General features: G+C 62.6%; 19 protein-coding genes and 1 tRNA gene. 8 read left to right on the forward strand and 12 right to left on the reverse strand.

Going from position 1 to position 18,569, the window contains the following annotated elements; translation table 11 throughout:
* On the forward strand, window positions 1-112 hold a 112-nt coding region (locus tag VLJ37_06015; GenBank protein HSA59224.1), incomplete at its 5' end, for a glutaredoxin.
* Here the strand turns inward: VLJ37_06015 and VLJ37_06020 are convergent.
* From VLJ37_06020 to VLJ37_06040, 5 genes are all read right to left on the reverse strand, one after another.
* Complete coding sequence (locus tag VLJ37_06020; GenBank protein ID HSA59225.1) at window positions 109-1,068, reverse strand: hypothetical protein; 960 nt, start codon at window positions 1,066-1,068, stop codon at window positions 109-111. The genes VLJ37_06015 and VLJ37_06020 overlap by 4 nt on opposite strands.
* A 270-nt stretch (window positions 1,069-1,338) precedes the next feature.
* A complete protein-coding gene (gene nagZ / locus VLJ37_06025) occupies window positions 1,339-2,334 on the reverse strand; it encodes a beta-N-acetylhexosaminidase (GenBank protein HSA59226.1) in 996 nt (331 codons plus the stop codon).
* Window positions 2,331-3,152, reverse strand: coding sequence for an ABC transporter permease (locus VLJ37_06030; GenBank protein ID HSA59227.1), 822 nt, complete (start codon window positions 3,150-3,152; stop codon window positions 2,331-2,333). Before VLJ37_06030 ends, nagZ begins: the two co-directional genes overlap by 4 nt.
* Complete coding sequence (gene nikB, locus VLJ37_06035; protein HSA59228.1) at window positions 3,121-4,038, reverse strand: nickel ABC transporter permease; 918 nt, start codon at window positions 4,036-4,038, stop codon at window positions 3,121-3,123. Before nikB ends, VLJ37_06030 begins: the two co-directional genes overlap by 32 nt.
* Window positions 4,035-5,576 (reverse strand): ABC transporter substrate-binding protein, encoded by a 1,542-nt coding sequence (locus VLJ37_06040; protein ID HSA59229.1) that lies wholly within the window; start codon window positions 5,574-5,576, stop codon window positions 4,035-4,037. The genes nikB and VLJ37_06040 overlap by 4 nt, the downstream gene beginning before the upstream one ends.
* A gap of 20 nt (window positions 5,577-5,596) precedes the next feature.
* On the opposite strand from VLJ37_06040, the gene dacB reads away from it, so the two are divergent.
* The 4 genes from dacB to VLJ37_06060 all read left to right on the forward strand — a co-directional run bounded on the left by dacB (window position 5,597) and on the right by VLJ37_06060 (window position 10,233).
* Window positions 5,597-7,021 carry a D-alanyl-D-alanine carboxypeptidase/D-alanyl-D-alanine-endopeptidase gene (gene dacB, locus VLJ37_06045; GenBank protein ID HSA59230.1) on the forward strand — a complete coding sequence of 475 codons (1,425 nt, stop codon included), beginning with the start codon at window positions 5,597-5,599 and terminating at the stop codon, window positions 7,019-7,021.
* Window positions 7,022-7,092: 71 nt separating this feature from the next.
* Window positions 7,093-8,703 carry a transglycosylase SLT domain-containing protein gene (locus VLJ37_06050; protein HSA59231.1) on the forward strand — a complete coding sequence of 537 codons (1,611 nt, stop codon included), beginning with the start codon at window positions 7,093-7,095 and terminating at the stop codon, window positions 8,701-8,703.
* Between the two features lie 205 nt (window positions 8,704-8,908).
* The gene (locus tag VLJ37_06055; GenBank protein HSA59232.1) at window positions 8,909-9,091 is read left to right on the forward strand and encodes a hypothetical protein; all 183 of its coding nucleotides are present in this window, start codon (window positions 8,909-8,911) and stop codon (window positions 9,089-9,091) included.
* Between the two features lie 287 nt (window positions 9,092-9,378).
* Window positions 9,379-10,233: a DUF4215 domain-containing protein gene (locus tag VLJ37_06060; protein ID HSA59233.1), complete on the forward strand. Its 855-nt coding sequence runs from the start codon at window positions 9,379-9,381 to the stop codon at window positions 10,231-10,233.
* A 39-nt stretch (window positions 10,234-10,272) separates the two neighbouring features.
* Here VLJ37_06060 and VLJ37_06065 read toward each other — a convergent pair.
* Window positions 10,273-10,344, reverse strand: a tRNA-Val gene (locus tag VLJ37_06065).
* Between the two features lie 67 nt (window positions 10,345-10,411).
* Entirely contained in the window at window positions 10,412-11,467 is a 1,056-nt protein-coding gene (locus tag VLJ37_06070) for an endonuclease/exonuclease/phosphatase family protein (protein ID HSA59234.1), read from the reverse strand.
* A gap of 162 nt (window positions 11,468-11,629) precedes the next feature.
* On the opposite strand from VLJ37_06070, the gene VLJ37_06075 reads away from it, so the two are divergent.
* Window positions 11,630-11,950, forward strand: a complete 321-nt coding sequence (locus VLJ37_06075) for a hypothetical protein (protein HSA59235.1) — start codon at window positions 11,630-11,632, stop codon at window positions 11,948-11,950.
* Here VLJ37_06075 and VLJ37_06080 read toward each other — a convergent pair.
* Genes VLJ37_06080 through VLJ37_06090 form a run of 3 tightly spaced genes read right to left on the reverse strand, consistent with a single transcriptional unit; the run spans window position 11,886 to window position 15,117 of the window.
* Entirely contained in the window at window positions 11,886-14,174 is a 2,289-nt protein-coding gene (locus VLJ37_06080; GenBank protein ID HSA59236.1) for a DNA internalization-related competence protein ComEC/Rec2, read from the reverse strand. The two genes, VLJ37_06075 and VLJ37_06080, sit on opposite strands and share 65 nt — an antisense overlap.
* The gene (locus VLJ37_06085; GenBank protein ID HSA59237.1) at window positions 14,056-14,691 is read right to left on the reverse strand and encodes a hypothetical protein; all 636 of its coding nucleotides are present in this window, start codon (window positions 14,689-14,691) and stop codon (window positions 14,056-14,058) included. The genes VLJ37_06080 and VLJ37_06085 overlap by 119 nt, the downstream gene beginning before the upstream one ends.
* Before the next feature lie 51 nt (window positions 14,692-14,742).
* Window positions 14,743-15,117 carry a hypothetical protein gene (locus tag VLJ37_06090; protein HSA59238.1) on the reverse strand — a complete coding sequence of 125 codons (375 nt, stop codon included), beginning with the start codon at window positions 15,115-15,117 and terminating at the stop codon, window positions 14,743-14,745.
* A 158-nt stretch (window positions 15,118-15,275) separates the two neighbouring features.
* On the opposite strand from VLJ37_06090, the gene VLJ37_06095 reads away from it, so the two are divergent.
* The gene (locus VLJ37_06095) at window positions 15,276-15,659 is read left to right on the forward strand and encodes an MGMT family protein (GenBank protein ID HSA59239.1); all 384 of its coding nucleotides are present in this window, start codon (window positions 15,276-15,278) and stop codon (window positions 15,657-15,659) included.
* Here VLJ37_06095 and VLJ37_06100 read toward each other — a convergent pair.
* A complete protein-coding gene (locus VLJ37_06100) occupies window positions 15,592-16,746 on the reverse strand; it encodes an aminotransferase class V-fold PLP-dependent enzyme (GenBank protein ID HSA59240.1) in 1,155 nt (384 codons plus the stop codon). The two genes, VLJ37_06095 and VLJ37_06100, sit on opposite strands and share 68 nt — an antisense overlap.
* A 97-nt stretch (window positions 16,747-16,843) precedes the next feature.
* On the opposite strand from VLJ37_06100, the gene VLJ37_06105 reads away from it, so the two are divergent.
* Window positions 16,844-18,406, forward strand: a complete 1,563-nt coding sequence (locus VLJ37_06105) for a carboxypeptidase-like regulatory domain-containing protein (protein ID HSA59241.1) — start codon at window positions 16,844-16,846, stop codon at window positions 18,404-18,406.
* A gap of 54 nt (window positions 18,407-18,460) precedes the next feature.
* On the opposite strand, the gene VLJ37_06110 is transcribed toward VLJ37_06105, so the two are convergent.
* Window positions 18,461-18,569: monothiol glutaredoxin, Grx4 family (locus VLJ37_06110; GenBank protein HSA59242.1), on the reverse strand; the 109-nt coding region annotated here is incomplete at its 5' end.

Consider the following 18,569-nt stretch of genomic DNA (forward strand, 5'->3'; position numbering starts at 1 on the left):
CGGATGGAAGACCGTGCCGCAGATTTTCATCGGGGATGAGATGATCGGTGGCTTCGACGAGTTGGCCGTATTGGACCGGGAAGGAAAATTGGATAGTCTTTTGAGGGATTAGGGGCGGATGCCGCAACGTATATAGCCGAGCTTGAGATCCCTCCGCCCTGGGCGGGCGCCGCTCGCTCTGGCCCCGCCCTCCGGCCTGTCGGTCCCGGACCCGCCTTCATCGGAGCACGTACCCACGGAGGAATCCGCCAGGGTGTAACCGTCACCCGACGGTCCCGGGCTAGGCATCTGATTCGGAATGGGAACCCCTGTTAGGTTAAAACCGCGCCTTTCAACAGCCGGCAATAGCTTGCCAAAATTAAGAAGGGCCTGCTGAGCCTCCGGATCGGCATCTCGGCCCGGACCGAAGGAATGCCCCATGTAGAAAAAGGAGGGCCTCTCGGCGGGCGCCTCGCCCGTCGGAACGCCGGACGTGGCGGCGACCGGCGCAGTCGGAACGGGCGCTTCGGGTGTGGAGACTCCCAACAAGCCGCGATCGACGCCCGGGAAGCGCCGGGTCAAGAGCGTGTCGAGCGCGCGGTCGCTCAGCTGTTCCGGCGTGACGAGGGAGCGGATCATTTGGCGGATCTGCAGGAAATCGTCGCGTGTGCGCGGCGCCGGGGCACGGCTGAGGTACTGCTCCACCATGTTGTCCGCCCGGGCATATTCCGGGGTATCCGTGCGATCCGCGGCCGAGGTAGCGGCACGCGCGCCGTCCCGGGGTATTGCCATGCGTGGATCGGGGCCCCGTCGGGCAGCGGCGTCGTCATCCCGGCCCGCAGCGGCGGGATCGGGAATTTCCGAGGCCGGAATCGGCTCGTTCAACGCCTGGTTCACGGCATCGGCATCGGCGTCGTCCCTCGGGATCGACGAACCGTTTCCCGTGCGGAAATAATTATTGAGATAGGTCGGGACGAACTCGGCGCGGATCCCCCTTGCGAGCAGATCCCTGCGGCACTCGCGGACGAGCGTGGCCGTCACCCGGAGACGGGCCTCGTCGCCCCCCACCCGATTGAGTTCCTCATTCATCCGCGCTTGGAGGCGGTCCTCCGCGCGTTTCGCTTCCTCCTTGTCGGGTTCGGCCCGAACTGCCGTCGGAGTGAACGAGGGTGCGTTAATTTGTGGTAAATCAGAACCCATAATTAAGGGCCTCCCTTCTCGATGAGGGGGTCCCTATCGTTCTAGAAGCAACTCAAATGCCAAATTGGCACTAAAAAACAGATATTAAGATGCTGATATTATTATAGAATCCAGCCCTGATTTTCGCGGCGTGCCAGGGATCGGACACAAATCGGGGACTTAGGACCCCACTTTGAGGTGGACGACCCTCGCAAGGCTCTCCGTCAGGCGTCGCCTCAAGAGGGGGCTTTTGGAGACCTCCCGGGCCGTCTTTTCCATGACCCGGGTCCCCATTTTTTCGAACCCCTCGCAGACCAGCAGGAGGTCGCACCCGGCCTCCAGGGCCAAGACCGCCGCCTCATCGGGGGCGTATTTTCGCGAGATCGCCTTCATCTGGAGGTCATCGGAGATCACGACACCCCGGTACCCCATCTCCTTCCGCAAGAGGCCCTGTAGGATTCTCGGCGAGAGGGTGGCGGGGAGTTTCGGATCAAGCGCCGGATAGACGACATGGGCGGTCATGAGCATGGGGATCCTCGCCGCGGCTGCCTTCCGGAAAGGGAGAATCTCGACCCGCTCGAGCCCCACCCTGACTCGCCGCACTTTGGGGAGCGTCCGGTGCGAATCGGTCGTCGTGTCACCGTGGCCCGGAAAATGCTTTCCGCAGGTGAGGATCCCTTCCCGTCGAAGGCCTCTTTCGAAGGCGAGCGCGACCAGGGCCGCCGTCTTTGGGTCGCCCGAGAAGGCCCGGTCGCCGATGATGGGGTTTTGGGGATTGGAGTTGACGTCCAAGACGGGCGCGAAGTCCAGATTCACGCCGACGGACTTCAATTCGCGCCCGAGAAGGCGGCCCATGCGCGTCACCAGGCGGAGATCCTTCTCACGCTCGAACAATTTCCCCCAAAAGGCGGCGGGAGGGAACTTGAGGGCGACGGCCGGCAGCCGGCTCACGCGCCCGCCTTCCTCGTCGATCGCGATCAAGAACCGGCGTCCGCCGATTTTCTTCAAGTCCCGGTTGAGGGCCCTCATGCCTTCGAGCGTCGCGATATTTCGTTTGAAAAGAACGACGCCGGCGATGGGGTGCGCGCGAAGCAGGGCCTTCAGCCGCGAAGAGACGGACATCCCCTCAAAGCCCCAGACGAAGAGTTTGGCCACATCCCCGAAAATTCTTTTCACCGGACCTCCTTCACGTCCAGACGATCTCTTAACCCATCCCCCAAGAAATTAAACCCCAGGATCACCGCGGCCATCGCCATGCCCGGCCAGAGGGCCACGTGCGGGGCGATGAGCAGGTACTGCACGCCCTGGTCGATCAAGCGCCCCCAGGTCGGGATGTCCGTCGAAACGCCCAGCCCCAAGAAGGACAAAGTCGACTCGGCCAGGATCACGCCGGCCATGCCGAAGGTCGCTTGAACGAGAAGCGGGGCGAGGAGGTTGGGCACGAGGTGTTTTAACCAGATGCGCGGCGTCGAGGCGCCGGCCGCGATCGCGGCTTTGACGTAATCGCGCTCCTTGAGGGAAAGCGTTTGGCCGCGCACGACGCGGGCGTAGCCAACCCAGCCCACCGACGTCAGGATGACGACGAGGGACAGGACTCCGCCGTCCCGCCAAAAGGCCGCGAAGGCGATGAGCAGGAGAATCGAGGGAAACGACAGGATCACGTCCGTCACGAAGGTGAAGGCATGGTCCCATCGCCCGCCGAAGTAGCCGGCGGTCAATCCCGACACCGTCCCGAGGGCGGCGCAGCCGGAAACCGTCAACACGCTGACCAGGAGGGAGACGCGCGCACCCCAAAGAATGAGGCTGAAGAGGTCCCTCCCCTCTTCATCCAGCCCCAGAAAATGTCCAGGCCGCGAGGGCGAGAGACGAAGCGCGAGATCGAAGCCGTTCGGGTCGTGGGGCGCGATCCACGGCGCGAGCGCCGCCGCCAACACCGCGACGGCGACGACGGCCAGTCCGAATTTAAAGCCGAATCCTGGGGTCAAGTTTCGCATAGACGACATCCGTCAAGAGATTCACCAGCACGTAGGAGACGGCGATGCAAAGGATACACCCCTGCACCACGGGATAGTCCCGCCGTTCGAGCGCCTGGACCACGAGCGAGCCCAGGCCCGGCCAGGCGAAAATCTTTTCCGTCACGATCGCTCCGGCGAGGAGCACGCCGAACTGGAGGCCTGCGACGGTCACGACGGGATTCAAGGCGTTGCGCAAGGCATGACGCAGAATGACCCCTCTTTCCGGGAGCCCCTTCGCCCGCGCCGTCCGCACGTAGTCCTCGCGGAGGGTTTCGAGCATCGTGGAACGCGTGAGCCGCGTCAGGATCGCCGCCATCCCCGCGCCCAGGGTGACCGTCGGGAGGAGCGAGCTCGCCCACGCCTCTCGTCCCGAGACGGGGAGCCAGTCGAGCTTGACCGCAAAGAGCAGGACGAGCAGCGGGCCGAGAAGAAACCCGGGCGTGGAGATGCCGATCAGGCCCCCAAGCATCGAGGCGTGGTCCACCGCGGTCCCCTTTCGGACGGCTGCGGCGACGCCGAACGAAAGGGAGATCGCGAGCGCCAACAGCATGGCTTGGACGGCCAATTGGAGGGTCGCGGGATACCGCTCGCGGATCATCCGCCCCACCGGCCGCTTTTCGATCAGCGAAGTCCCCAGGTCTCCCGTGGCGAGGCCCTTGAGAAAGCGCCCGTACTGTTCGACGACCGGACGGTCGAGCCCCAGGGCCCTGCGCATCGCCTCGCGGTCTGCGGGCATCGACTGCTCCCCGAGAATGAGGTCGACCGGGTCTCCGGGGACCAGGTGAATGAGGGAGAAAACCAACGTCGACACGGACAACAGGATGGGGATCAAGAACAAGAGCCGTTTGATCAAGTACCCGATCATGGTTCCTTGTAAGCCTCCGCCGCCCACTCGAACGAGGCGTTTGGCCTCAGACGCAGGCCCTTCACGTTCTTGCCGAAGACGGCATAGTTGCTCTCGTACCAGAGCGGGATGATCGGAAGCTCCCGTGCGAGTATTTTTTGAACCTCCGAATAGACGGCCTTTCGTTCCTCGGGGCTCACCACCCGCCGCCCTTCCTCCGTCAGTCGGTCGACGATCGGATCCGAGTAGCCCCCCCGGTTGAGACCGGTCGGAGGCGTTTTGGAGCTGTGAAAAACCTCGAAGAACAGATCGGGCTCGGTCACGCCCACCCACGTGAGGGAGTAGAGCTGAAAATTCCCCTTGCCGACGTCGGAGAAAAAAACGCCCCAGTCGAGCGGCAACACGCGCGCTTCGATCCCGACGTCCTTGAGATAACGGGCGATGAGACGGGCGAGCCCGACGCGGTCCTTCTTCGTGGAGGTCTTGTAGGTGATCGTGAACCTCGGAAGCGGCCCCGCGCCGTCCGGATCGCGGAATCCCGCCTGGTCCAGGAGCTCGCGGGCCTTGGCGGGGTCGAATGGAGTCGCCGCCACGTCGCCCTCGTAGGCCCAATGCACGGGCGAGAGAAGCCCCGTGGCGGGGCGCGCGAGTTTCGCCATGCGGTACTCGATCAAGCCGGGGATATCGATGGCCATCGCGATCGCGCGCCGGACGTCGGGCCGTTTCAGGGGATCGTCCCGCAAATTCATCCCAAGGTACGTCATGTTGATCCCTTCCGTCGTCTCCAAGACGAGCCCCTCGTCGCCCTTGAGGGCCTCCAAGAGGAGCGGCGGGACGTTGTTCTGCAGGACGTCCACGCGCCGGTTCTTGATCTCCAAGACACGCAGATTGTCGTCTGGAATGACGCGGAAGAGGACCCGGCCCGTCTTGGGCGCGCCCCGGTAATAACGGCCGTTCGCGGCCAGGCTCACCGACTCCGCAGGCTTGAGGGATTCGAGACGGAATGGGCCCGTGCCGACGGCCGGATCGCCGCCCTCCGAGGGGAGAATGCCCATCGTGAGGGACGACAAAAATGGCGCGAACGGTTCCTTGAGCTTCACGTCCACGTCTAGAGGACCGTCCGAGGTGAGGCTTTCGATCTTCTCCATCGCCCCCCGGAAAGGCGACGCGAGCGCCGGGTCCTTGACGGAATTCAGGCTGAACATCACGTCGGCGGCGTCGAGCGCGGTCCCGTCGTGAAAGACGACGCCGGGGCGGAGCTTGAAGCGGTATTCGATCGGCGAGACCTCCTCGTAACTCTCCAAGAGATCGGGTTGGAGTTGCAGGCGCTCGTCCAACCGGAAAAGCCCGTTGTGAAGGAGCTGCGTGATCTTGGAGGAGTACGCGTCCGCCGAGAGACGCGGATCGAGCGTCGCGGGGGAAGACTCAATTCCCACGACGAGCGTGTCCGGCGGCGTCTTGAGCGCGGGACGGCAAGCCGTGCCGGCGCACACCGCAAACGCGACGAGCAAAAGACTGCAAACCGACTGGAAAAAACGCCCCTGATCTGTCAACGTCAAAGCAAAGTATGCGAGATTTTTTGAAAAAGCAATTTTGGATCCTCGGTTTCCTCCTGTTGGCCCCCTCGGCGACGGCGGCGAACCTCTCGGACCGCGTCGAGTGGATTCTCAAGCAGAACGGTCTCGCGGACAGCCAGATGTCCATCAAGATCGTTTCCATTCCCGACGGACGCGTGCTTTACGCCAAGAATCCGGGACAGGGTTTGAACCCCGCCTCCAATATCAAGCTGATCACGATGGCCGCGGCCCTCAGGACGCTGGGCCCCGACTACACGTTCCCGACGGAGTTCTACGCGCCCGCGCTGATCGGCCCGGACGGGCGCCTGCCCAATCTTTGGATCAAGGGCTACGGCGATCCCCTCTTCGTGACCGAGGAGCTGGAGGATTTGGTCACGCGCTTCAAGGCGGCGGGCCTGAAAAGAATCGACGGCGACGTCTTCGTGGACGACACCTACTACGACCGGAACAACCTGACGACCTACATCGCGGACGTGAACGAAAAGCTCTACAGCATCATGACGGGCCCGCTCTCCTTCAACTTCAACAGCATCAAGATCCGCGCCAAACCCGCTCGGCGGCTGGGCGAGAAGCCGGTCATCTCCATCGACCCGCCCACCCGTTACGTCACCGTCGAGAACGAGGCCAAGACGGCGTGGGCCGGGGCGAACGTCGACCTCGACGCCGAAGTCAAGGAATCCAAGCCGCGAAAGGCCAAGAAGGAGACCAACGTCATTCGCATTCACGGCACCATTCCGAAGACGATCCAGGAATACAACTTCCAGCGCGGCGTTCCGGACCCGGCGATCTACACGGGGACCGTCGTCCTGGAGGCTCTCGAGCGGCACGGCATCAAGGTCAAGGGGGGGCTCCGGCGCGAGGCCGTGCCGGCGAACGCCCTCCTTCTCTTCACGCACAGCTCCAAGCCGCTCCGGGAAATCCTGAGAAGCCTGGGCAAGTTCAGCAACAACTTTACCGCCGAACAGCTCGTCAAGGCGATGGCCGCCAGACGCTTCGGTCCTCCGGGTTCGATCCCCAAGGGCTTGAAGGTCCTGCGCGAGTACCTTGAATCGCTGGGCATCCCGGGGCCTGACTTCGTCCTGGACAACGGGTCGGGGTTGACCCGCCTCTCCAGCGTCGCCGCCGACGACTTCATCCGCCTGCTCTATGACCTCTACGTTTCGCCGTGGAGGGACGACTTCGTCGCCGCCCTCTCCATCGGCGGTGTGGACGGGACCCTCGCCCGCAAGTTCAAGGGAGGCAAGGTGACGGGCAGAATGCACGCGAAAACCGGGACTTTGAACGACGTCAAGGCCCTCTCCGGCTACGTCTTCGACGACAAGGCCCGGCTCGCGTTCTCCTTCCTCTTCAACGACTTCAACGCCCCGATCGATAACATCGCCCGCGCGGAGGAGGAGATCCTGGAAACGATCCTGGATTCTTTCTAGGTTTCGTCATACATAGGGAGATACACCCTTCGGGTGCGATTCAGGATATTGATTTTCTGGAGGATCTGAAAGTGAAGGGACGCGCGATCGCCGCGACGGTTTTGGTTCTGGGGATGGGCGCCGGCCTCCATTTCACGTTCGCCGGACTCGGGCGGGAGTTGCCGGAACTGTTTCCCCGTCTGGCCCACGAGACCCGCGTCGCACCGCCGATTCCCGTCGTCGCGGAGGATCCGGAGCCCCTCGGCGAGGCCTCGGAGCTCGAGCCGCCGGCCGCGGCCATCCCCTTGAAGCTCTCCGGTGAAGACCTCGCCGAGATCGAAAACCTGCAGGCCGGCCGCAAACTCGTCTCCCCCTCCCGCCTGCCCGATTTCTCGCATGGGGCGCATGCCGTCTCCGCAAAATTCGACGTGCCTGGCTCGATCGAGCCCATCGTGAACTTTTGGAAAAAGGTCTACGCCGTCTACGACTCGAACCAGGTCGTCCTGCACGACATGGATCATCTGGAGATCGAATACGGCGTCCTGGATTTCTCCGACCTCGACCGCCGCGACCTCCCGGATTCCGAGAAAAAGGCCGCGCGGGAGGCGGAGATCGGCGCGGCGGCGGCGCGGATCAAGGCCGCCCTGGCCGAGCTCGACGAATGGGAGGGGCTCCATCCCCTCTCCGAAGAAGCGCTGAGGATTTCCAGACTCTTCCAGCACGTCCATGACGCGGACAAATACAAAAAGGCCCAGGAGGGCCTGAGGACGCAGACGGGGATCAAGGACCGTTTTGCGGAAGCCGTGAGGCGTTCGGGCAAGTACATGCCCCTCTTCGAAGAGGTGTTCGCCTACTACGGGGTCCCCAAGGAGATCACGCGGCTGGTCTTCGTGGAGTCGATGTTTCGCGAGCGCGCCCTTTCCAAGGTTCAGGCGGCCGGGCTCTGGCAGTTCATGGCGGACTCGGCGCGCCGCTATATGACGGTCGACAAGGACCTCGACGAGCGCTACGACCCGATCGTCGCGACCCACGGCGCAGCCAAGCTTCTTCTGCGCAACTACGACCTCTTAGGGACCTGGCCGCTCGCCATCAACGCCTACAATTCGGGCCCGGGCAACCTCCAAAAGGCCGTTCAAAAGCTCGGCACGCGCGACATCGGCCGGATCATCCGCGAATTCCGGGGCGGGAGCTACGCCTTCGCCTCGCGCAATTTCTATCCGTCCTTCCTGGCGGCCCTGCACGTCTACGAGAACCATGAAAAATATTTCGGGAGGATCTTGAAGGAGGCGCCCTGGAAATTCGACCCCGTCCAACTCCCCGCGACGATGAGTTTTCCCGAAATCGCGTTCTTGTCCGACACGCCGCTGGAGAGCCTGAAGGAGCTGAATCCCGCCTATTCGGAGACGGTCCTCTCGGGCCGGTTCTCATTGCCCGCGGGCAGCCAGATCCGGCTTCCCGCGGGACGGCAACCGACCTTCGCGTCCCGCTTCGTCCAGCATTCGGCGGGACAGGTGGCGTCGATCCTCTCGCCGCCGGCCTTCCACGTCGTCACGCCCGGTGAATCCTACACGGACATCGCCGCAAGGTACGGCATCCCGTTCCAGGATTTGCGGCGGTGGAACAGCGAAACGGACACGCCCGGAGATCCGTCGGCCGGCAAGGTCCTGCTGGTCCCCTCCTCTTCGAGCCTCGTCAGGGACTAGCTTCCTCTGCGAGCCGTAGCGAGCGCTGTACCGCGGGAAGCGGTATAGACGGTGACTCAAAATTGACATACGTGTCGGCAAGATGGGTTGGCACCGACCCAGAAGAGGGAGTGGCTCTCACAAAATTCATCAATAATATTAACTGGTTGACTTTTTTTGGCACTGGCATTCCAATTGCTTCGTCTAATCGTTGGAGGGATTAGCCATGTTTGTTGGAGTGATCAAAACCAAGGATGTTCTTCTCCATCCCCTGACGATCATACGGATGCGTGGCTTCAAGGGTTACCTCAAGCTCTTCTTCCGGGCCTTGAGCCCGAAGCGCTACCGCTTCATCGGGATGACGCAACATACCCAGTGGGTGTATTTGGGCGATCAGAATAAGAAGTAGCGGAGCGGAGAAACGTCGGGAAAAAGTACGAAGCCGTCGAACGACTGTTCGGCGGCTTTTTGTTTCTTGATGATCCGGTTCGCGCCACGACCCAACGGCCCTGCAGCCTTCTGCCAATCGGACCCTCTTACTTTTATCAATGTGATAATCTTATCATAGTGATAATGGATCCCTGCCCGCTCTCGAACATAATCCATTGAAAATCAGTGCCTTTCTTGATGATCCCCTTCAGAAATTTGGCCTGACAATTGCAAATCAAACCCTCAACGATTCGACAGGAGGGTCTCATGAAGAAATCCGTCGTCCTCGGTTTCGCCCTGGCCCTAGTGCTCGGCGCATTCGGCAGCGCCCGGGCGGCAGGCCTGACGTCTTTGAGGCCCTCATCGGATTGGTTGTGGAGGCCGGGGATCAAGAGACCCACGGAAGCCCTCCCTCCTCTTCACTGCGGCAACGGGCGGGTGGAGAGGGTCGAGGAATGTGACGATGGGAACCTGGCCAACGATGACGGATGCAACAGTACCTGCAAACTCGAATGCGGCGACGGCATCAAGGGCGCGCGAGAGGAATGCGAAGATGGGAACCGAGTGAGCGGAGACGGTTGCAGCAGCAACTGCACCACGGAGTGTTCCGCAAGAAACGCCTCCGCATCACAGGGACTGCTGACCATCCTCCCCGATCCTTTTTGCTGCAGCCTGGAAGTGATCGCCCCCCTCCCGCTCGTGCCCCTAACTGAGAGTCCCGAAAGGCTCGGCGAAAGTCCCACGCCCACCCCTCCCCAAGAGGACCGACGGCCCGCCTGCCTCAAAGAACATTCAGATATCTTGAATCGACTGAATGCCTGGATGGACCAGCTTCGTAGCGTCTGTCCCGCGCGCGAGAGGCCAGACCTCCTCGTGCCCTCTGGAGACCCGCTGAAGGATCTCCAGGCGGCGGCAGATTACTTCAAGGCGGCGCAGTCCGCCGTCCTTCAGGATATGCAGCGGACCTGCACCTCATCGGGGGGCGGATGTCCGAGCTGTCCCGTTTGCCCGGCATGTCCTGGCTGTCCCCTTTGTTCGGACTCCACATCCGGCGGAGCGACCTCGACCGGCATCAGCCCGGTTATCGAACAAGAGGCCCCACCGTCGCCCTCGTCGCCCTAGAGGGCCGCTTCGATCTCTGTCCATAGAAAAATGAGTTTGTGGGCGCTGCAGGAATCGGACCTGCGACCCCTTCCGTGTGAAGGAAGTGCTCTACCGCTGAGCTAAGCGCCCGGCACCTTCGTAGAAACCGCGGTAAATTAGCCGATTCTTTTCTTCCTGCAAGAAGATTGTGCCGGGCTCAGATCGCAGTGACTTCGGGTCTGTGAAAAAACCGCGCTAACAACGGAAAGTGATCCGACAGGTCGTGCTCCGCGTCGCGCGAGCGGAACTCCCCTCTCAAGATCCGCGCCGATTCCATCACCAGATCGCCGCTGTGGAAGATGTAGTCGATCCTCTGCGTCCGCGCGTCTTGAGACCTCGGCGCCTGCAGCTTGTCTTGATAGGGATTCGGCTCGAGGTACGTGTCGCCGGCATTGACGTCCCGCAGGGACATCGTGCGGCTCATGGCGGCGTATTCCCGTGTCGCGCCTGCGACATTGAAATCGCCGATATGGAAGAGGGACGCCGGCACCTTCCGCGTCCGGTTCCGCGCCCGGTGGATTTGACGCCCGCGCGTCTGCATCGCCCGGGGCGAGATTCCTTCCTGATAATGCCCCAACGAAAACGTCATCTCCGGCCCCGTGTCCGGCCGGACCGTCGCCTCGAGAACGCCCTTGCCCGCCAACACCTCCCAGTCGGCCCTCTCGTCGTGAGGATGAAAATCGGACGCGACGATCGGATAGCGGCTCAGGAACAAGAGCCCCGCTCCCCAGACCGGCCCCGACCGGAGCCACCGCGCGATCGCCCTCGGCACCTGCTCTTCCGACAGATAATTCATGAGCCCCGTGAGCAGTCCCGTCTTGCCCACGCTGTAGTGGCCCTTCGTGAAATGATTCACCACGCCGCCTCCCGCGCCGAACAGAATCTGGGCGAGCAGGGGCCATTTGTCCTGAAAGTCGTTGATGACGCGCCCGATCCCCGCGGCCGCCGGGGAGGCAACGTGGTACGGGTAGAGGTCCTTGAGCGAGCCCTCGATCTCGCCCCGCATCCCCTCGTCCCAGACCTCCGTGAGTCCGATGACATCGGCCTCCGTACGCCTGAGCCCCGCGATGATCTGCGGGAGCCGCTCGTGATCCTTGTAGTAGAAACCGGTCTCCTGCAACACGCCGCCGTGCCGGTACAGGGCCGTGTCGCCGAAAAGGTGGAGATTGTAGGTGAGGACCGAAAGGGAAAGGCCACGCGTCGCTCCAATCATAGGTCACCTCCAGTCGGTCGTGACGTTGATGGATGAACGATGGCGGAAGATTTACCATATATGGTCAAAGCTGTAAAACCAAAAACATTAACAATATCATATATTTATGACACGCTGTGTTGTCGCCTTGCGTTATCGGGAGAGCTTCCTTATAACGCCGACGTGAAAAAAACGGTCGCGCTGGTCCTTTTGGTTTTCTTCGTCGTCTCGTGCGGCGGACGCGTCCCCTCGCCCCAGACCGCGCACGGCAAGGTTCAAAGGCACTTCCAGAAGTACGGGAAGAAATACAAAGAGAGCGACTTTGGCCGGAGCAAGCTCGAGCGGGTTGAGATCGGCTCCGTCAGGGAAATCCAGAAAAAGCTGGCCGAGGTCGAGGCCTACGCCTACCTCTCCGACGGCACCGTCTACAGGGTGCGCGTCACTCTCCGGAAAAAAACGTTCGGATGGCGGGTGGTCTCCTGGGAGACGTTGGGAAGAGCTTGACCGTCACCGCCCCGTCCCGGTCCGTGCGGTAGACCTTGACGCCCCGCCGCTCGTATTTTTCCAAGACGCCCTCGTGGGGAAAGCCGAAGAGATTGTCCTCGCCAAGGCTCGCAACGGCGATTTCAGGGCGGACGCTGTCGATGAAGGCCACGGAGCTGGACGTCCGGCTCGCGTGATGCGGAATTTTGAGAACGGTGGCGCGAATGGGCACGCGGTCCGCCAAGGCCCCCTCGCCGAGATCCTCGATGTCTCCGGCAAAGAGGACGCCCTCGGAGCCAAAGTTGAGACGGACCACGAGGGAATTGTCGTTGATCGACCGGAACCGGTCGATCCGTCCCGGATAAATCACGTCCACCGTCGCCCCCGCCCAGGCAAAGGATTGCGGCGACCGTAGCACCCTCTGAATCGACCCCCGCCGCCGGACCGCTTCCAGCAAGGCGTCGAACGACGCGTCGGGAAAGCGTTGGCCGCTCCACCAAAACTCTCCCACAGGAAAAGCGTCGAAGACGGCCTGAAGTCCACCGAAGTGATCCGGATGGGGATGCGAGAGAAGGACGGCGTCGATGCGTTCGAGGCCCCGCCGTTTCAAATAGGGCACGACGACGTCCCGGCCGACGTCGAAGCCCTTGCGGGCCTTCGGATCTGGAATCAGAAATCCGCCCGCGTCCACCAAGAGACTCTCGCCGCCCGGCAGGAGCACCAAGGCCGCATCCCCCTGGCCGACGTCGAGGAAAACCACCTCGACCTCCGAACGACGCCATTCCAGGGAAAACGCGGCGATCAAGACGAGTCCCAGCAGCGCGGGCTTCAAGGCCTGCCGCGGCCGGTGAAAGGCCCAGGCGGCCAGCGCCACGACCGCGAACCCCAACACCATCTCCCACTCCGTCGGATAAAACGACAAGACCAAACCGGAACCCCGAGACCACGTCGCCGCCGCGTGGAGGACGTTGAGAAACCGGTCCGCCGCCCACGCGACCGCCTTCAGGGGAAGGAAGACGCCCGGGATCAAGGCCGCGATCCCGACGGACGCGCCTCCGGCGATCAGGAGAAGGCCCGCGGCGGGGATCGCCGCCAAATTGACCAGGAAACCCGAGAGAGAGACGTCGTGAAAGCGATAGGCCACGAGCGGGGCCGTCATCAATGTCGCGCCCATGGTCATCCAAAACGGGTTGACGAGGTGTTTCAGAACCCATGTCGGGGCTCTCCAAGTCCTCCGGAACATCAGAATTCCCAACACGGCCAAGAACGAAAGCTGAAACGACGACGAAAACGGAGCCGCGGGATCGAGAACACCGATGAGGATCGCCGCGGCCGACAGCGCCGAGAGCCCGTCGGGACGTTGGTTCAAGGCCGCGGCCAGGGCCACCAGACCTGCAAGAATCGCGGCGCGAACGGCCGACGGCGGGGAACCGGCCAAAAGCGTGTAAAGGGCGACCGGAATGAGGGAGACGGACAGGGCGAGACGGCGAGCCGACATCCACAGCAAGAGTCGCTCGGACCGCTTGAACAGCCAAAAAAGGACGGCGAAGACGGCCGCGCCCACGACGGCGATGTGCTGGCCGGATACGGCGATCAAATGAGAGGTGCCGGTGGCGCGAAAATCCTCGTAGACGTCTTCCGTGATCCCGCCGGCATCGCCCAGGACCAGGGCCCGGAGAAGCGCCCCTCCGGCTCCGGGAGCCGCCGCGCTCATCCGGTTCCGGAGGGACTCCCGGACGCGATCGACGGAACGCAGGAATCCATCGCCCCGCGACAGGACCTCGACCGCCCCCGCCTCCTCGATGAACCCGGTCAGAAGAACGGCCCGACGGGCGAGATGGGCCCGGTAGTCGAAACTCCCGGGGTTCTTATACCGCGTCGGCCGTTTGAGACGGGCCGTGAAACGAATCCGGTCGCCCCGCGCGAGGCCCGGCTCGGGCAGTTGACTGATCGTCAAGAGGATCGAGAGGCGGCCGTCCGGAAAGACGTCCCCGACGACCGTTTTCCAGCCGTTTGCGGAACGGCGGGGCGCCTCGGACACGACGCCTTCGTAGGTCGCGCGCGCGCCGATCATGTGTTCGAGGGATTTCGGGAGTTCAGGACAAAGGAGCGAAGGAAAAAGGCGGTCAGAAAGCGTGAGCAGCGCGAGGAAGCAGACGCTGAGCGGAACGAGCGGCCTCCTCCGACTGAAGCTCGGCGTCGATTTCGCGGTAGAGGTCGGTGATGGCGTCTCGGATGCGCTCATAGTCCGGGCTCTCGCGCCGGTTCTCCATCAGGAGACCCAGCTTGGTCCGCAGGCCCTTGAGGAATTTTCGGGCCTTATCGGTCTTCCGGATGCGGTAGAGCGCCAAAAAAGAGCGGATGTTGATGCCGTTCAGGATCAATTGGCCGTTTTGGAGGGTCCAGGACATCCCGGACATCTTCTGGTCATAGAACTTCTTGAGCTTGCCCAGGAGCTTGGTCAGGAGGGCCTCGACCGCCGCTTCGAAGCGGGCGAACTGGTCCTGCTCGCGGCGGGAGGCGACGATCCGCTTGCGGTAATCGTTCAGACCTTCGGCGATCCCCATGAAGAAGCCCACATTCTCGGGATTGTCGTTGATCAGGCGGTTGACGTCCATGCCGTCGATGCAGACGCGGCCCGAAGAAAAGGTCCACCGCAGCCCGTCCCGGTAGTAGGTGAGATTGCGGTCGGGGGTATAAATCGGGGCCGGAAGCTCGCCCACCCCCGGGCGCTCGATCCGTCCGAAGTCGGCCCCCGTCATCCCCCTCGGGCCCAGATTAAAAAGATGTCTCAATGCCTCTTGCATGGATCCTTATGCCTTATCCGCGGCGCGGTGCCGTTTTTCCATGGCGATCTTGTCGAGCGTTCGGCCATAATCGTCCGCGAACGCCTTGCCCTGTTCGTCCTGCGTGAGAGTCCGCCTGAGACCTTCCAGAATCTGCATCTGCCACTCCTCGAGGTCCATGTTCCGCACGTTGTGCCCCTTGTAGAAGATCTCCCCGCGTCCGCGGTCGAAATGGATCGAACCCACCTCGCGCCCTTGAGCGAAGGTGAACGTGAACCGGTCTCCGAAGGAGATGAGCTGCGAGTCGGCCGGAAGCCCCTTCCAAACGTCTTCCGCCGGCATCGGCGAAGACACGGGGGCTTGCATCGTTTTGTCCGTCGTCGTGTGCTTGGTAGGCGTCATACAGGACTAAGTTTGCATTTCGCATGCCAACAATGACACGACGTCCCAGCGCGCAACCCCCTGATTTCATTTGACCCTGAATCGGCCCTCCGGCACGATCACTTCTCAAACTGATAATTTTTCTCAATTTGAGACGATCAAGTCGACAAGGAGTCTCCATGACCGATGTGGACAAGAAGTCGCCCCTCTTAAAGAAGATCGACGGTCTGAGGGCCACCAGTTTCCAGAAAAGGGTCTGGAAAGCACTCCTGACAATCCCCCGGGGGGAGGTCCGGACCTATGCCTGGGTCGCCCAGAAGATCGGACGCCCCCAGGCCGTGAGGGCGGTCGGGAACGCCGTCGGCAGGAACCCGCTCGCGCCGGCGGTCCCCTGTCATCGGGTGGTGAGGACGGGTTGGTCTCCCCTAAAGGGCCGCGCTTCGCTGGTGGGGGGCTATTCGGGCCGCGGCGGGATCAAGACAAAACTCGCTCTGCTCAAGAAGGAGCGCGCACGGCCTCCACAACGCGCTCGATCGCGAAATCGATCTCTTCTTCGGTCGTAGACCGCCCGAGACCGAAGCGAAGCGAAGACAAGGCCCGTTCCGAAGGCCCTCCCAGGGCTTCGATGACGTAAGACGGCTTCGCCGTCTCCGAAGACGCGCACGCCGATCCGGAGGAGACGGCGACGTCGCGGATCTTCGGGATCAACGCGTCCGAGCGCCGGCCCAGGAAGCTGAGGTTCAAATTGCCGGGAAGCCTGTCCGTCGGATGCCCGTTCAGGATCACATTCGGAATCCGGTCCATAAGCCCCTTCCTCAGGTGTTCGCGGAGGAGCACGAGACGCTTGGATTCGGACTCCATCTCCATTCCGGCGATCTCGAAGGCCCGACCCATGCCGACGATGGCGGGGACGGCCAACGTTCCGGGCCGAAGCCCCCTCTCCTGCCCTCCTCCATAAAAGAGCGGCTCGATGCGGACGTGCGGCTCGCGCGCGCGGATCCAAAGCGCGCCGACGCCCTTGGGGCCGTAGACCTTGTGGGCGGACATCGAGAGGAGATCGATCCCCATCGCTTCGACGTCGACGGGAATTTTTCCGCAGGCCTGGGCGGCGTCGACGTGGAAAAGCACCCCCTTCTCCTTGGCGATCTCTCCGATCGCCGCGACCGGATGGATCGTCCCAATCTCGTGGTTGGCCGCCATGATCGAGATCAAGATCGTCTTGCCGGTGATCGCCTGCCGGACTTGGCCCGGATCGACGATGCCGTTGCCGTCCACGGGCAAAACCGTCGGTTGAAATCCCAAATTTTCGAGGGCGCGCACAACCTCCAGAACCGACCGGTGTTCCGTCGCCGCCGTGATGATGTGGTTGCCACGCTTCTGATGGGCCATGGCGACGCCCCGCAACGCCCAGTTGTTTGACTCCGTCGTGCCGGAGGTCCAGATCACCTCCCTCGCCTCCGCGTGGATCAGCCGGGCGACCTGCTCGCGGGCGAGGGTGACCACCTCCTCCGCCCTCCAGCCGAACGCGTGAGTCTTGGAAGACGGGTTCCCGAAGTGCTCGGTCAAGAACGGGACCATCGCCTCGAAGACGCGCGGGTCGACGGGCGTCGTGGCGTGGTGATCGAGGTAAATCGGCAATTTGAGGGCCATGGCGAAAAGTATACGCCCGAATACACAAAAAACATCAATGACTTGCCCCAATATGCCAATGCGATATGTCCAAAGCCCTAAATAAAGGAGGAATCCCATGAATCTCCATCGATTGGCAGGACGAGTCTCTGGACTCGCCTTCGCGGCGCTCGTGGCCGCCTCATTGTGGGGCGCGTCGTGCGGCGGCGGAGGAGGAGGAGACTGTAACGTAGCGGAACAAACCGGGTGCGATACCGGACTCGTATGCCGGAACGACCCTGCCGGCGGCACCGGCTGTTTCTGCAATCCGGCGACGAACACCGGATGCGACGGGGATGCGATTTGCGAAGAAATCACGGACGGCACGACGGGTTGCTTCGACACCAAGGTCGTCGCCCGCGGAACGGTCTTCGACTGCGCCGATGAGACGGCCGTGATCGATGGCGCGCGGGTCGTCGCGATGGACGTGAACGGTTCCCCGGTCAGCCTCGTGGCCACGACCGACGCCGAAGGGAATTACGAGCTGACGGTCCCGACGCGGCGCAACCCGGATGGGACGCCGGCGGGAGACGACTTCACGCTCCGCACGGACGCCGCGGCGTTTCAGACCTTCCCATCGGGAGTCCGCCAGGCGATCCCGATCGACACGGCGAGTCCCGTCACGGAGGGCAACCTTTTGGTCATCGACAACTCGCTCACCGACGTCTGCCTGATCGCGCTGGAGCCGGGCTTCGGAACGGCCTCGATCTTTGGGACGGTGGAGCTGCCCGAAAACAATCTGGGGGCCCTCGTCGTGGCGGAATCGTCTCCGACGGCGGGCTTTTCGGCGATCGCGGACCGCGAAGGCGGTTACCGGATCTTCAACCTCCCGGCCGGAACCTATACGGTGAAGGCCTACGTCCAGGGCGTGAATCACGAACCCGCGACGGCGACCTTGACCGACGGCGAGGAGGAGGAAGTGAACCTGGCGATGAATGACGAGGCGACGGCCACCCTGAACGGCAGCGTCCAGATCGTGAATCCGGGCGCCGGGGATGCCACCTCGGTGATCCTGGTCGTTGAATCCACGTTCAACGAGGCCGTGATCCGCGGCGAGACCCCTCCGGGCCTCCGCGCCCCGGCCCCGGGCATCGCCCCGAACCTTTCGTCGGGCGACACCTTCACCATCACGGGGATTCCGTCGGGCAGCTATGCCATCCTGGCGGCGTTCGAGAACGACTTCCTGGTCCGGGATCCGGACGTCTGCATCTCCGGGACCGACGTCCTGCACGAGGACTTCAGTGCGGGTGAGATCGTCGACAGCGAGGGCTTCAAGATCACCGGTGCCCTGGACGTCATCTCGCCGGGCGCGACGACCCCGGAGACGGTTACGACCTTGACGCCGACCTTTAGCTGGAAGGACGACTCGTCGGAGCAGCAGTACCTCATCGAGGTCATCGACAGCTTCGGCAACCTGATGGGACAGGCGGAAATCGACAGTTCAAGCGGCAGCAACCCGTCGATCGTGTATGGAAGCGCCGAGTGGCTCAACGACTCGGAAGGCGCCGATCCGAACAACGTCACCGACTTCGCCAACCCGCTCGAATCCGGCCAGTACTATCAGTTCCGCGTCGTCTCGCTTAAAGACGGCTGCGAACTCTCCCGAACGGAGGATCTCAAGGGCGTGTTTTTCGTCCAGTAGGAAAAAAGCAACCAGTAACAAGAGAACGGGCGGGCCTTCGGGCCCGTCCGTTTTTTATTTGGAGGCCAATTTCTGTAATTCGCCGCGCTCGTGCAACTCGGTCACGATGTCGCAGCCCCCGACGAACTCGCCGTCGATGAAGATCTGGGGCACGGTCGGCCAC

It is taken from the genome of bacterium (assembly GCA_035454885.1).
In the GTDB taxonomy this organism is placed as follows: Bacteria; UBA10199; UBA10199; order JACPAL01.